This window comes from Bordetella genomosp. 4, from assembly GCF_002261185.1.
In the GTDB taxonomy this organism is placed as follows: domain Bacteria; phylum Pseudomonadota; class Gammaproteobacteria; order Burkholderiales; family Burkholderiaceae_B; genus Bordetella_A.
Genome location: NZ_NEVQ01000022.1, coordinates 23,832 through 38,225 on the forward strand (window position 1 = coordinate 23,832; position 14,394 = coordinate 38,225).

General features: G+C 59.9%; 15 protein-coding genes. 11 read left to right on the forward strand and 4 right to left on the reverse strand.

Annotated elements, in window-relative coordinates; genetic code table 11:
- Positions 1-82: 82 nt before the first annotated feature.
- Positions 83-982 (reverse strand): LysR substrate-binding domain-containing protein, encoded by a 900-nt coding sequence (locus CAL20_RS21420; protein ID WP_094823129.1) that lies wholly within the window; start codon positions 980-982, stop codon positions 83-85.
- A 151-nt stretch (positions 983-1,133) separates the two neighbouring features.
- On the opposite strand from CAL20_RS21420, the gene CAL20_RS21425 reads away from it, so the two are divergent.
- The 10 genes from CAL20_RS21425 (at position 1,134) to CAL20_RS21470 (ending at position 10,970) form a co-directional block, all read left to right on the forward strand.
- On the forward strand, positions 1,134-2,048 hold the full coding sequence (locus CAL20_RS21425; RefSeq protein WP_094838971.1) for an SDR family NAD(P)-dependent oxidoreductase: 915 nt from the start codon (positions 1,134-1,136) through the stop codon (positions 2,046-2,048).
- A gap of 10 nt (positions 2,049-2,058) precedes the next feature.
- Positions 2,059-2,919, forward strand: coding sequence for a MaoC/PaaZ C-terminal domain-containing protein (locus CAL20_RS21430; protein WP_094838972.1), 861 nt, complete (start codon positions 2,059-2,061; stop codon positions 2,917-2,919).
- A 32-nt stretch (positions 2,920-2,951) separates the two neighbouring features.
- Positions 2,952-4,148, forward strand: a complete 1,197-nt coding sequence (locus CAL20_RS21435) for a CaiB/BaiF CoA transferase family protein (protein ID WP_094838973.1) — start codon at positions 2,952-2,954, stop codon at positions 4,146-4,148.
- 230 nt (positions 4,149-4,378) lie between these two features.
- Positions 4,379-5,500: an ABC transporter substrate-binding protein gene (locus CAL20_RS21440; RefSeq protein WP_094838974.1), complete on the forward strand. Its 1,122-nt coding sequence runs from the start codon at positions 4,379-4,381 to the stop codon at positions 5,498-5,500.
- Positions 5,501-5,528: 28 nt separating this feature from the next.
- Complete coding sequence (locus CAL20_RS21445) at positions 5,529-6,401, forward strand: branched-chain amino acid ABC transporter permease (protein WP_094838975.1); 873 nt, start codon at positions 5,529-5,531, stop codon at positions 6,399-6,401.
- Positions 6,402-6,449: 48 nt separating this feature from the next.
- Complete coding sequence (locus tag CAL20_RS21450; RefSeq protein WP_094838976.1) at positions 6,450-7,334, forward strand: branched-chain amino acid ABC transporter permease; 885 nt, start codon at positions 6,450-6,452, stop codon at positions 7,332-7,334.
- A complete protein-coding gene (locus CAL20_RS21455; protein ID WP_094838977.1) occupies positions 7,331-8,116 on the forward strand; it encodes an ABC transporter ATP-binding protein in 786 nt (261 codons plus the stop codon). The genes CAL20_RS21450 and CAL20_RS21455 overlap by 4 nt, the downstream gene beginning before the upstream one ends.
- Complete coding sequence (locus CAL20_RS21460; RefSeq protein WP_094838978.1) at positions 8,113-8,832, forward strand: ABC transporter ATP-binding protein; 720 nt, start codon at positions 8,113-8,115, stop codon at positions 8,830-8,832. The genes CAL20_RS21455 and CAL20_RS21460 overlap by 4 nt, the downstream gene beginning before the upstream one ends.
- Positions 8,832-10,457 carry an AMP-binding protein gene (locus tag CAL20_RS21465; RefSeq protein WP_094838979.1) on the forward strand — a complete coding sequence of 542 codons (1,626 nt, stop codon included), beginning with the start codon at positions 8,832-8,834 and terminating at the stop codon, positions 10,455-10,457. Before CAL20_RS21460 ends, CAL20_RS21465 begins: the two co-directional genes overlap by 1 nt.
- Positions 10,458-10,514: 57 nt before the next feature.
- Positions 10,515-10,970, forward strand: coding sequence for a MaoC/PaaZ C-terminal domain-containing protein (locus tag CAL20_RS21470; protein ID WP_094838980.1), 456 nt, complete (start codon positions 10,515-10,517; stop codon positions 10,968-10,970).
- Positions 10,971-11,049: 79 nt separating this feature from the next.
- Here the strand turns inward: CAL20_RS21470 and CAL20_RS21475 are convergent, their stop codons facing one another.
- Complete coding sequence (locus CAL20_RS21475; protein WP_094838981.1) at positions 11,050-11,496, reverse strand: SRPBCC family protein; 447 nt, start codon at positions 11,494-11,496, stop codon at positions 11,050-11,052.
- Between the two features lie 314 nt (positions 11,497-11,810).
- On the opposite strand from CAL20_RS21475, the gene CAL20_RS21480 reads away from it, so the two are divergent.
- Positions 11,811-12,212 carry a hypothetical protein gene (locus CAL20_RS21480; RefSeq protein WP_254924325.1) on the forward strand — a complete coding sequence of 134 codons (402 nt, stop codon included), beginning with the start codon at positions 11,811-11,813 and terminating at the stop codon, positions 12,210-12,212.
- A gap of 63 nt (positions 12,213-12,275) precedes the next feature.
- Here the strand turns inward: CAL20_RS21480 and dkgB are convergent, their stop codons facing one another.
- Complete coding sequence (gene dkgB / locus CAL20_RS21485) at positions 12,276-13,079, reverse strand: 2,5-didehydrogluconate reductase DkgB (RefSeq protein WP_094823141.1); 804 nt, start codon at positions 13,077-13,079, stop codon at positions 12,276-12,278.
- Positions 13,080-13,130: 51 nt separating this feature from the next.
- Entirely contained in the window at positions 13,131-14,294 is a 1,164-nt protein-coding gene (locus CAL20_RS21490) for an MFS transporter (protein WP_094823142.1), read from the reverse strand.
- Positions 14,295-14,394: the final 100 nt, after the last annotated feature.

Sequence of the window (14,394 nt, forward strand, 5' to 3'; positions counted from 1 at the left end):
TATTATTTGCGCACCGGTGCCGGCTTGCCGATTCTTTTTTGCCGAAGCCCCTGTTCAGCCGCGGCAACTATCCTGTCAGGCGTCAGGCATGGCGCGCTGCTGCCCGCACATGCTCGATGAAGTCCTCCACAAAACGCGGCAAGTCGCGGCCACGCTGGCGGCACAATAGACGGTCGCGCTGCGCCCAGGCGTCCTTCAGTCGTAGGACATGCAATGCCTGGGGCCGGCTATAGCGCGCCGCGCAAGCCCTCGGCACTACGGCAATCCCCGCACCCGCCTCGACCATGCGGCACACGGCCTCGAAACTGCCCACGTGTACGCGTTGGCACAACCGTTTACCCAACCCGAGCGCGATGTCCTCCAAAAAGGTCTGAATCGCACTGTTGGGATGAATGCCCACAAACTGATAGGCATCGATCACATCGACAAAGTTGGCGGATTCCAGCTGCGCCAGGGGATGCTTCAAAGACGTCACGACGGCCAGCTCATCACGGAACAGGGGCATCACGTCCAGCCCATCGACATCGATATTGCCCGCCACGATTCCCAGGTCCGCCGTTCCGGCGCGAATGGCCAACACGATATCGCCGGAGATTTTTTCTTCCAGCTCAATATCCACATCCGGGTTTTCCGCCAGAAAAGTCGACATGGCATCGGCCAGAAACGAATTCGTCGCCGTCGTGTTGGCCAGCAATCGTAACCGTCCCTTGATACCGCTGGAATACGGCTGTAGATCGGCATTCAGGCATTCCAGCTGACGGAATACCGCGTGGGCGTGCTTGAGCAGGACTTCGCCCGCCGGCGTCAGGGCCACCCCTGTCGCCTGGCGCACCAGCAAACGCGCCTTGAACGCTTCCTCCATGTTCTTGATGCGCGCACTGGCCGCGGGCAGCGACAGAAAGGTGCGCTCGGCCGCACGGGTCAAATTCAGGGTTTCACCTACGTTCACGAATAAACGCAGATCGGTCAGGTCGTGTCTCATGTTCCGCCAAGCAAAAGGGGGGTGTCTTTAATTTTGAATTCCGCTGGCCCGACTTGAAATCTACCATGCACAGAGTCGGGTGTGCCAAACAGGCGTGCGATTCGCGTGCATCTGTCCAGCGTAGCGGCCCCAGCCCAAAGGAGAATGGATTATGAGCGGTATGGTTGCAGGAAAAGTCGTCGTCGTCACCGGCGCGGGCGGCGGGATCGGGCGCAGTGTCGCCCTGGCGATGGCCGCGGCGGGCGCAAAAGTCGTGGTCAATGACATCGGCGTATCGCTGCAGGGCGAAGGCGGCGGTGACGGCCCCGCGCAGGCCGTGGTCAAGGAAATCCAGGCCGCCGGCGGACAAGCCTGCCCCAGCACAGACAGCGTGGCCAGCTACGAGGGCGCTCACAACATCATTAAGACGGCTGTCGACGCCTTTGGGCGCATCGATGCCGTGGTCAACAACGCGGGCAATCTGCGCGACCGCGTGTTTCACAAGATGAGCGAAGAAGAATGGCGCCAAGTGCTGGATGTGCACCTGAATGGCTCGTTCTACATGAGCCGTGCCGCGGCGCCCTATTTCCGCGAGCAGGAATCCGGTGCGTTGGTGCATATGACCTCGACATCCGGGCTGATCGGTAATTTTGGGCAGGCCAACTACTCAGCCGCCAAGCTCGGCATCGTCGCGCTGTCCAAGTCCATCGCGCTGGATATGGCGCGTTATCACGTGCGGTCAAACTGCATTGCACCATTTGCCTGGAGCCGCATGACCAGCTCCATTCCCGCAGAGACCGAAGCCGAAAAAGCCCGCGTCGAAAAGCTGAAAAAAATGGAAGCCGGCAAAGTCGCTCCCCTCGCGGTCTACCTCGTCAGCGATGCCGCCAGCGAAGTGACGGCGCAGATTTTTGCGGTACGTGCCAATGAAATCATGCTGATGAGCCAGCCTCGCCCGCTGCGCACCGTGCATTACAGCGAAGGCTGGACCCCCGAGTTGATCGGCGATATCGCGATCCCCGCCATGCGCAAACATTTCTATGCGCTGGAACGTTCACCCGACGTCATCGACTGGGATCCCATCTGAGAGAGCCGCCATGCCCTTGGACTATCAAACCATCAAGAACTGGCAATTCGCCGACATCCACCATCGTTATGAGGATAAAGACACCATCCTGTACGCGCTAGGCATCGGCCTGGGTGCGGACCCCATGGATGCCGCGCAGTTGCGCTATGTCTACGAACAGGATCTGCAAACTATCCCGACCTTGGCCACGGTGCTGGCCCATCCCGGCTTCTGGATGAATGACCCTCGCGCCGGAATCGATTGGGTGCGGCTGGTGCATGGCGAACAGCGGCTGCAGTTGCATGCGCCATTACCCGCCAACGGCACCGTTATCGGTAAGAGCCGCGTCACGCATGTGATCGACAAAGGCGCGGACAAGGGTGCGCTGGTGGTCACCGAGCGCACGCTGCATGACGATCAAGGCCAGCATTTGGCCACCCTGCAGCAGGTCACGTTCTGCCGTGGCGATGGCGGTTTTGGGCAGGGCGACGAAGCCCTGCCGCCGTTACCCGCCACGCCGGCACGTGCGGCAGATCGATCGTGCCAACTATCGATAGCGCCCAACGCAGCGCTGCTATATCGGCTGAATGCCGACCGCAACCCGCTGCATGCCGACCCTGCGGTCGCCAGCAAAGCCGGTTACCCCCGGCCTATTCTGCATGGCTTGTGCACCTACGGCATGGCGGCACACGCCATCATCAAAACCTGCTGCGACTATGACGCAGCGCGCTTGACCGGTCTGAACGCACGATTCTCGTCCCCCGTCTTCCCGGGCGAAACCTTGCAGTGCGACATCTGGCAGGACGCGGGCAATACGCTGCAATTCATCGTACGCGCCATCGACCGTGACGTCGTGGTGATGAGCCACGGTACTGCCACGCTTTCTCAATAAACGCGGCTTGCCGCAACAGGATTTTTATCGTCATGCAGCATCGTCCCCCGCCTCTGGAAGGCATCCGCGTACTCGACCTCAGCCGTATCCTGGCCGGCCCCTGGTGCACTCAGAACCTGGCGGATCTGGGTGCAGACGTGATCAAGGTTGAGCGTCCCGCCACCGGCGACGACACGCGCCATTGGGGCCCTCCCTATCTGAAAGACGGCCAAGGCAAGGACACATCGGAGGCTGCCTACTATCTCAGCACTAATCGCAACAAACGATCGCTGGAGGCCGATATCGCCAGCCCCGAAGGCGCCGCGCTCGTTCGTGAACTCGTCACCCATTGCGATATTCTGGTCGAGAATTTCAAGGTCGGGGGCTTGCGCAAATACGGCCTGGACTACGACAGCCTGAATGCCCTGAATCCGCGCCTGATCTATTGCTCGGTCACTGGTTTTGGCCAGGACGGCCCCTGCGCCACACTGCCCGGCTACGATTTCATGATCCAGGGGCTGGGCGGCTTGATGAGCATCACCGGCGAACGCGATGATCTGCCCGGCGGCGGCCCTCAGAAAGCCGGTGTGGCTGTCACAGACATCATCACGGGAATGTACGCCACGGTCGCCATTTTGGCGGCCATTCAAGAACGGCATCGCAGCGGCTTGGGCCAGCATCTGGACATCGCGCTGCTGGACTGTCACGTCGCCATGCTGGCGAACCAGAACTCCAACTATTTCACCTCGGGTAAAGCGCCAACGCGCGCAGGCAACGCCCATCAGAATGTCGTGCCCTATCAGGTCTTTGCCGCCAGCGATGGCCATCTGATCGTCGCAACGGGCAACGAATCGCAATACCGCGCCTATTGCAAGGCCATCGGCGCACCAGAACTGGGAGATGATCCCCGTTTTGCGACGAATCGCTTGAGAGTCACCAATCGGGACACCTTGGTCGCCCTCTTGAGCGACATCATGCAACAAGGCCGCCGCGACGAATGGATCAGCAAGCTGGAGGCTGCGGGCGTGCCATGTGGCCCCATCAACAACATCGCGCAGACTTTTGCACATCCGCAGGTACAAGCGCGTCAATTGCGTCGAGAGCTGCCACACCCCCTGGGTGGCACGGCGCCAGTGACCGCCAGCCCGCTGCGGTTTTCCGCCTCGCCTGTGGTGTATCGCAATGCCCCGCCCATGCTAGGCCAGCATACGCAGGAAATTTTGCAGGAGATCCTCGGTAAGACGGCCTGAACGCATTGACGATCCAATGCCGGGGAAAACCCGAAGTTAAGCAAATCCGAATAGTGCCGCCGATCCAGAATAGCTAGCATTTTTCGAGCCGCACATCAGCTTGGTAATGATGTTGCGGCACACAAGAAATCCTGACGCCGCATCTTGGCTTGCTGCTTTCCAAAGCAGCGTTCAGCCTGCAGGCGGCTTTGAGGCAAAAAAATCACGACACCTATCGTGGGAGACAACGCATGAAAAAGCTGCTTGCCGGTCTGGCCTTGTGCCAAGGCCTGTCCATGACATCGCTGGCCGCCGCGGCCGATCTGACGATAGGAGGCCTGCTGCCCATGAGCGGCAGCAATGCCGAATATGGACAGATATTCAGCTCGGGCGCCAACCTGGCCGTTGAACACATCAATGCGTCAAAAATGCTGTCCGGCAAGCTTTCCATCGTGTACGAAGACAGCCAGGCGCTGCCTATGCAAGGCGTCATCGGCATGAACAAACTGGTCAACGTCGCCAAAGTGCCTTTCGTGCTGAGCGCGTTCACCGGCGTGTCGAAAGCCATCGCCCCCATTGGCACCCGCAGCAAAACCGTGATGGTCAATGGCGGCGGTGTCGGCCCGGATCTGGCAGACCTGGGCGAGTACTTCTGGAACACGATTCCCCTGGCGAACTTCGAGGTGCGTGCCATCGTGCCGTATCTCGTCAAGGAACGTCAGTTCAAGCGCATTGCCCTGGTCTATGTCGACGACCCGTTGGGCCAATCGGTGGTGAAAGAACTCAACACCGAACTCGGCAAAGCCGGAGGCGAACTGGCAGGCAGTTTCTCGGTTCCGGCCACCTCGCAGCAGTTTTCCGGCATCGCTGCACGCGTGCGCGATGTCAAACCCGATGCGGTGTATATCGCCTCGTACGGCAGCCAGCAGGGCCAGATCGTGAAGCAACTGCGCGATAACGGCGTCACGCAGCAGCTGGTCAGCTATTCTGCATTCGCCATTCCCTCGACCCTGTCGCTGCCCGAAGCCAAAGGCGCGATTTTCACCAGCCAGAAAGTGGACTGGGAAAAATCCGACGACATCACGCGCCGCATGCTGGACGACTATAAAAAGCAGCACGGTAAAGCGCCCAACATGTATGTCCTGAACTACTACAACGCCGTGCGCACCTTTGCCGTACTGGCCGCAGCGCTGGAAAAAGCCGGCAAGTCCATCACCGGCGAGAATCTGCTGGCGCAGCGCAAGGCGACGCCCTCCTTTGATTTCGTGGGCGCCACCGTCTCGTTCGCGGACAACGGCACCATCAAGGCCCCCATCCAGATCAATGAAATCGGCGAGAACGGCACCAAGCCCATCGCCGACGCCGCGCCCTGATCCCGTCCCATAGAGAGGTGGCTATCGTATGCTGTTTGTCCAGCTCTTCATCAACGGGATACAGACAGGCGCCCTGTATGCCCTGATCGCGGCCGGGTTTTCGCTGATTTTCGGCACGACCCGCGTCTTTCACGTCGCCCATGGCGCCACATTCACGCTGGCAGGCTTTATTTTTTACGAATGCTATACGGTGCTGGGCTGGATGTGGCCATTGGCCGCCGTGGCCGCAGGCCTGGCGGCGGCCTTGTTCGGCGTGCTGGTGGACCGTTATGTCTACGCTGTCATCCAGCGGCACGAGGGTGCGTTCTTTACGGTGTTTGTCGCCTCGTTCGGCATTGCGATCGTGGCGCAGAATCTGATCACGATCGGATTCGGCCGCGGCCTGGTGACCGTACCCACGCCGTTGAGCAAGAGTGTGGAATGGCTGCCGGGGTTATACGTCGCCCCGATGGCAGGGGTCGCAGTGCTATGCGCCATCGTCGCATTCGGTCTGCTGCAATGGCTGCTGACTCGCACCAATCTGGGCCTGGCATTGCGGGCCTTGGGCGAAAATTCTGCGTTGGTGCGCGTCTATGGCCTGACACCGCGGCGGCTCTCGCAATACGTGTTCCTGATCGGTTCATTACTCGCCGTGCCGGCAGCGATCCTGACGGCCACGACATCGGGCCTGAATCCCTCGATGGGACATCACATCATGCTGATCAGCATCGCAGCCACTATCGTGGGCGGCGTCGGCAGCCTGCGCGGCGCGGCCGTGGCAGGATTGCTGTTGGGCATGGCCGAGAACCTGTCACTCGCCTGGATCGACCCGCAGTGGAGCGAGGCGGTCACCTTTGTCGTGCTGTTCCTTTTCATCCTGTTCCGCCCCGGCGGCGTATTTGGGCGCGCAGTGACGTCGTGACAGTGGCACGCGCAATCATGGTCTGACGATTCATTCAACGGGGCATCCATGCTGGCTTATCTGCAAAACATCGCCGTGCTCTTCTGCGTGAATGCCATGCTGGCAGTCACACTCAACTTCATCATGGGCTATGCCGGCATTTTTTCCTTGGCGCATGCGATTTTTTTCGGGGTAGGCGCATATACCGCAGCGAATGTGGCGATGCACTTCAGCGATTCGCTGTTGTTGTGCACCGTCGCTGCCGTACTGGTGTCGGCTGTGTTGTCCATGGTGCTGGCGCTACCGGCGTTACGTGTGCGGGGGGAATATTTTGTCGCCGCATCATTGGGCCTGCAAGTCATAGGCGTGACTGTTTTTTCGGAATGGAAGGGAGTCACCGGCGGATTGGGCGGCCTGGTGGGTATTCCTCCTCCCACCATTTTCGGCCATGCATTGAGCACGCCGGCCGAGTTTCTGGCCTTGGCCATCGCGGGGTTGATCGCCGTTCTACTGATTACCACCGCCCTGTTGCGCGGCAGCTTCGGCCGCAGCTTGATGGCCATCCGCGATAGCGAGTCCGCAGCGCAAGCAGCGGGCAAGTGGGTCGCCGCCATCAAAACACTTTCTGTCGCCGTGTCTGCCGGATTGGCTGCTGTCGCCGGCGTGATCTACGCTTTCTACATGAGTTTCGTCAACGTCGAAGGGTTCATGCTGGAAACCTCGATCCTGCTGATGGCCATGGTCATTATCGGCGGCACGGGCACCGTGTTTGGCCCCATCATTGGTACGGCGCTATTGATGGTGCTGCCTGCCGCGTTGACGTATCTACCCTTCCTGCCGCCGGCGGAGCTCGGCACGATACAGCAGATCGTGTATGGGGCAATCATGGTGTTGTTGATGATGTATCGCCCAGGCGGATTGGTGGGCGGACGTCGCAAAGGAGGCCGCGCATGAACGCCCCCATGTCTGCGACAACGCCGTCGCCCATCCCTGCGACGAGCACTGCTGCCCCTCCTGCGTTGCTGCAACTACAGGGACTGTCCAAACGATTCGGCGGCCTGCAAGCCATCACCGATGTATCGATGGACCTGCCCGCGGGCCTCATCACGACGCTGGTCGGCCCCAACGGCGCAGGCAAGACCACGCTATTCAACATGATCACGGGCCATTTGACGCCGAGCGCCGGAACGGTCTATCTGCACGGCAAGCCGCTCCACAAGCTGGCGCCGTGGCAGATTGCCCGCCTCGGCGTCGGCCGTACGTTTCAGGACTTGCGGCTCTTTACTCACATGAGCGTGATGGAGAACGTCACGACCGTCACCGAACGCAGCAGCTGGTTGTGGCAGCGCCGCACAGATCCCCAACGGATTGAATCCATTTTGAACGAGGCGGGGCTCTGGAACAAACGGCACGAGCGCGCGGCGGATCTGGCGTATGCCGAACGCAAATTCCTAAGTCTGGCGCGCTTGATGGCCAGCGGCGCATCGCTCTGGCTGCTGGACGAACCGGCCTCGGGGCTGGATCCGCGCTCCTTTGACCGCTTTGTCGCATTACTGCGCGACTATGCCACGCGCGGCATCACCATTTGCATCATCGAACATAATCTGGATCTGGTGACGCAGCTCTCTGATCAATTGGCGTTTCTGGATCAGGGCAAATTGCTGGCGTGCGGCGATCCGGCAGCCATTCTGCAGGATCCCGCATTGGCCGCTATCTATTTCGGAGAGCGAGCATGAGTTCCTCCCCCCCTATCCTCGAAACTCGCAGCTTGCGTGCAGGCTATGGCGAACGCCCCGTCCTCGAAGGCATCGACGTGCATCTGCATGCCAACGAAGTGCTCTGCCTGATCGGACACAACGGCGCGGGCAAATCCACCTTGCTCAAGGCGCTATTCGGCCTGCTCGACCCCGAAGACGGCCAGGTGCTGTTGGATGGGAAGCCCATGCACCGACCCGATGCGCGCCGTCTGACAGATGCGGGCATCTCCATGGTGCCTGAAGGACGCGGCATTTTTCCGGGGCTGACCGTCGCCGAAACCATGCGATTGGGGCTATGGTCCGCTGGCGTTCCGAAGACCGAACACGCTGCGCGGCTGGACTGGGTCATGCAGGTGCTACCCGCCTTGCGCAAGTTCTACAACCAACGCGCCGGCACGCTCTCGGGCGGCCAGCAACAGATGGTGTCGTTAGGCCGCGCCCTGCTCAGTCAACCGCGCTGCCTGCTGTTGGACGAACCCTCGATTGGACTGGCGCCCAAGCTGTTTCAAGACTTGATGGGTCCGATTCGCACGCTGCAGCAGCAACGCGGCATGGCCATTTTGATCGTTGAACAGAATGTCCGCGAGGCCTTGAAGATCGCCGATCGCGTCATCGTGATGAAATCGGGCGCCTTGATCCGCGCTGGTGTGCCCGCCGATTTTTCCGACAATGCCAGCCTGATGGAACTGTATTGATGTCTGCTGCTGCCATGCCAGCGCCTGCACGCCTGGCCGATCTGTATATTCCGCATTTGCAGGCACGCCCCGACGACATTGCGCTGATCGACGAGGCGGGCTCTCTGACCTATCGCGAATTCGATGCGCTATGCCAGCGCACTGCGCGCTGGCTGACGGCGCAGGGTATCCGGGCTGGCGACTGCGTAGCAGTATGGCTGGTCAACCGCCGGGAATGGCTCGCGCTGCTATTCGGTCTGGCCCGGTTGGACGCCACATTGGTCGCCATCAACACGCGCTATCGCAGCAGTGAGCTCGAGTACATTCTGACGCGATCCAAAGCGCGCATGCTGTTGATGCAGCCTTCGTTTCGCAAGATCGATTTTCCGGAGGTCCTGTCAGGCATCGCGCCCGATGCGCTGCCTGATCTCCGGTGTATCGCGTTGCTCGATGCTCCCACAGACACATCGGACACGGTGCTGGGCCGACGCACCGTGGCGTTTTCCCCCGATGCGCCAGCACGCCTTCCGCAAACGCCAGATGACGCTGACGGAATATCTCAACCATCACATCCTGTGATCTTGTTCACCACATCGGGCACCACCAAAGGCCCAAAACTGGTGATGCATAGCGCCTCAACCCTCTATGCACACAGCACCTGCGTGGCCGATGCATACGGGTTTCACGAAGCAGGCACGCGATTGCTGGCTGCATTGCCGCTGTGCGGCGTGTTCGGCCTGAACGGCGCGCTGGCAGCGCTACGAGCGGGTGCGCCTATCATCATGATGGACCTGTTCGATGCGCCGCGGGCTGCAGAGTACCTGCGGGACGAACGCATCACCCATCTATTTGGCAGCGATGAAATGCTGCGGCGTATTGCCGACGAAACCACGGAAACGCGGCCCTTTCCTCATGCCCGGGTATTCGGCTTCGCCTCTTTCAGCCCTGGGGCCGCAGCACTCGTGGACGCCTTGCAGCAACGGGGATTTCCGTTGCGTGGCCTGTACGGTTCGAGCGAGGTGCAAGCGCTGTTTTCCCTGCAAGATGCCGGCTTGCCGGTCGAAGAGCGCGCCCTGGGCGGCGGCCGGCCAGCCGCAGGCCAAGCTGCCCATCTGCGCATCCGCAATCCGGATACCGGCGACCTATGCCCACTGGGTGAATCCGGTGAAATAGAAATCCGCGCGCCCGGTAATTTCCTGGGGTATCTGGATAATCCCGAGGCGACCGCCCAGGCCATGACAGCCGACGGATATTTTCGTACCGGAGATCTGGGCTATCTGCGCCCGGATGGCAGCTTTGTTTATCTCGCACGCATGGGTGATACCTTGCGGCTCGGCGGCTATCTGGTTGATCCTGCGGAAATCGAACATGCATTGGCTCAGCAGCCGGGCGTGCGCAATGCGCAAGTCGTGGGTATTGCCTTGGACGGCCAGCCACGCGCAGCAGCCTTTGTGATCGCGAGCCCGCAGGTGACTGCAGAGGATTTACTCAGTTCATTGCGCACATCACTAGCGCCTTTCAAAATCCCCGCCCGATTGTGGCTGGTTGATGCGTTTCCCACCGCAGCCAGCGCCAATGGCTTCAAGATTCAACGAGCGAGATTACGTCAAATGGCCGAAGAGCGGCTGTACCAGGAGACGCATTGACCAGGCCTTTCCGGGCAACCCACGAACGACTTTTGACGAATTCATTCGAGGCAAGCGATGCACGATACTTCTTTATATTTCGAAGACTTCCAACCGGGCCAGACATTCGAAAGCGGCGGCCGCACACTGACCGAAGCCGATCTGACCATGTTTTCCATGGTCTCTGGCGACTGGAACCCCATCCATGCCGATGCCGTCTATGCTGCGGGCACGCGCTATGGCCAACGATTGATACACGGTACGCTGGGCATTGCCATCGCCACGGGCATGATGCATGAACTAGGTATCTTTCACCGCTCGGTTGTGGCGATGCTGTCGCTGCGCGAATGGAAATTCGTCAAGCCGATCTTTGTCGGCGACACGCTGCATCTCGTGCTGGATATTCTGGCGGTCAATCCCGGCACCAGCACACGCGTGGGCGCGATTGACCGGCGTCTACGGCTGGTAAACCAGAACGGCGAAACCGTTCAGGACGGCAGCAGCGAGGTGCTGGTCCTCAAGAAGAAAAACTGAACGGTGATGCATCGGACATACATAACGTTTTTCCGAAACGGGAAAACAGGAACGTTATTCCTGTTCGCCCGAGCGATGCTCACTCCGTGACATTGGCCTCAACCAGTTTTGCCAGTTGCAGCAGCGATTCCTGCCATCCCAGATAGCACATTTCGGCGGGAATCATCTCTGGGATTCCTTCCTGCACGATATTCAGTTCGGTCCCGCATACGACCTGCTTCAGCGATACGGTAACAGTCATTTCGCCAGGCAAATCGGCGTTATCAAAACTGTCCGTATAACGAATTTTCTCAAATGGCACCAACTCCAGATATTCGCCGCCGAACGACTCGCTCTTACCGGTGCCGAAATTGTGGAAAGACATTTTGTGCGTGCCGCCGACCCGCGCATCCAGGTGATGCACCTCGCAGGTATATCCGTAGGGGGGCAGCCATTTGGCAGCAGCATCGGGCTCGAGAAAGGCTCGGTAGACGCGCTCGGGGGTAGCGCGCAAGACACGGTGTAGGCGAACGGTTCCGGTTGTCATGATGAGAACTCCTTAGGGTTGACGCCCCCGCCGCGCCTGTGGCGGCGGTTCAAAAACGGGGGATGTACTCCTACGACGAATCAACACTCAAAAAATCGACAACGATCAGATTAGAGAAAACCCTGATCAAAACGCTCAGCACGTAACATTGCAAGGCAATCCACGGACAATACATGTATAGAAAACGTCGATTTTTATACTTCTTCGAGCGGACATATATAAAAAAGGCGCGTTTCGTGCACCAGTGCAAACAGCCCGCCGAGTCTTTCCACCAGGGTCAACGCAATCGTGCGAACTAGACAATCTCGCAAACCGTGACCGAATCCCTCTTCAATCCCATTCACCGTGGCCGCAACCAGAACTCCCTGCTCTGGCTTTTCGACACGCTCGAGCGCGACGCGGGCTATATGCGCCGGCAGATGTTCGGCTGTCAGGCGGCCTACTTGGATGGCAGGTTGTATCTCGTTGTCGCCGATAAAGGGGATCCCTGGGACGGCCTGCTGGTCTGCACGTCACAGGAACAGCATGCCGGCCTGATGCAGGATATGCCGGCGTTGCGCCCGCATGCCGTCTTGGGAAAATGGCTATATGTGCCGCAAGACGATCCCGAGTTCGAATCGATAGCGGAACAGCTGGTGGCCTTGGCGCTGGCACGCGACTCGCGCTTTGGTGTCGAGCCCAAACCTCGCAAGCGCAAACAGCGTCTCTTCACTTGAGCCGCCTCGCCAGACACGACCGTGCGCTTTGCGCAGCCGCTCTGGCTTGGCGAAACGCTGCAATCAATCCCACACCGGCGCCAAACCCTCAGGGCTGACTTCGCGGCCATTGCGCTCCAATGCGGCGATCTGCGCCATGTCGTCTGCGTCCAGCTTCAGATCGCGTGCGAGCAGATTGCTGGCCAGGTTTTCGCGTTTGGTCGAGGACGGGATTACGGCATATCCCAGATGCAGGGCCCAGGCCAGCGCGACTTGTGCTACGGTCGCCTGATGCTTGTCGGCGATCTTTGCCAGCACAGGGTCCTTCAGCACTTTGCCGTAGGCCAGCGTCATGTACGAAGTCACAGTGATGCCCTGCTCCTTGAGAAAGGCCGTCAGCTTGTGATTCTGCAGATAGGGGCTCAACTCGATCTGGTTGGTCGCGATCTCGCCCTTGCCGACCACATCAATGGCCTGCTTGGTCAACTCGATATTGAAGTTCGAGATACCGATCTGGCGCGTCAGTCCCAGTGATTTAGCCTCGGCCAGGGCCTCCATGTATTCGGACAGCGCAACGCCGTTGCCCGGCGCGGGCCAGTGGATCAAAGTCAGGTCCACATAATCAGTGCGCAGTTTGTCCAGGCTCTCGCGCAGACTGGGCACGAGCTTGGATTTGGCGTAGTTGTCGGTCCAGATCTTTGTGGTCACGAACAGATCGGCGCGTTTGATACCGCTGTCGGCGATGGCTTGGCCGACTTCGGCCTCATTGCCATAGATCTGCGCGGTATCGATTGCGCGATAGCCTACATCCAGGGCATTACGGACCGAATCAATCACGGTCTGACCGGTCAGGCGAAAGGTGCCGACACCAAAAGAAGGAATACTCATGAGAAATCTCCGATTCAAATTAGTAGCGATAAGGGGATTGTTCGCGTTTGCTCAAACGCACTCAGCCACGCGGCGGCGGCTTGCGCCACTCAGCCAGACCAGCCCCAGCCCACCTGCCGCCAACACGGCGCCGGCCAACGGCACGGCGGCATAACCCAACCCTTGGCTGATGACCACGCCGCCCAACGCCGCGCCCACTGCATTACCCAAGTTAAAGGCGCCGATGTTCACCGACGAAGCCAGACCCGGCGCCTGGGCAGCCGCCTGCATCACGCGCATCTGCACCGGCGGCACGATGCCGAAGGCGGCCGCCCCCCACACCACCAATCCGATGGCCGTGCCCACATGGGTCGTCATCAACCATGGCAGTATGGCCATGACAATCGCCAGCGTCGCAAGGATCAGCTTCGTCGCGCCATCGAGCGACCAGTCGGCCAGCCGGCCACCCAGGGTATTGCCAACCGTAAAGCCTACGCCAATCAACACCAGAGCAAAAGCCACAAATCCAGGGCTGGCATGGGTGATGTCGGCCAGCACCGGGGCAACATAGGTGTACAGCGTGAACATGGCGCCCGCGCCCAACACGGTCGTGCTCATGGCCATCAGCACCTCGGGGCGCGTCAGCACCTTCAGTTCGCGGCGTACTTCCGGGCGTTTGCCCGGCTCGCCTTTGGGTAACGCCATCCACAATGCCGCGATGGTGATCAGGCCCAATAAGGCCGTGCCGGCGAATGACATGCGCCAACCGACTTGCTGCCCGATCCAGGTCGCCGCCGGGACGCCGCCGATATTGGCTACCGTCAGGCCCATGAACATGGCAGCAATGGCGCTGGCCTGTTTCTCTCTAGGCACAACACTCGCCGCCACGACAGCACCGAGTCCAAAGAATGCGCCGTGATTAAGGCTCGTGATCAGACGCGACAGCAACAAGGTCGTATAGCCCGGCGCCAGGGCCGACAGCAGGTTGCCGATAGTGAAGATCAGCATCAGCGACATCAGTGCCGCACGCTTGCCGAACCGGCTGAACAGCAGTGTCATGATCGGCGCGCCGATCATCACGCCTACGGCATAGGCCGACACCAGCATGCCGGCCGTCGGAATACTGACCTGCACGCCGTCGGCGATGACCGGCAGCAGGCCCATGGGGGAAAACTCGGTGGTGCCAATGGCGAATGCGCCGGTAGCCAACGCGAGCAATGCAGCAGAAGACTTCATCTTTGCTCCGAAAATAATGCGCAACGAGCCGGTTTGCGACTGAAGGTATCCTGTTCCTGTCCCGGAAGGAAACCATCACCGCAGCCGTTCCTTGAATCAA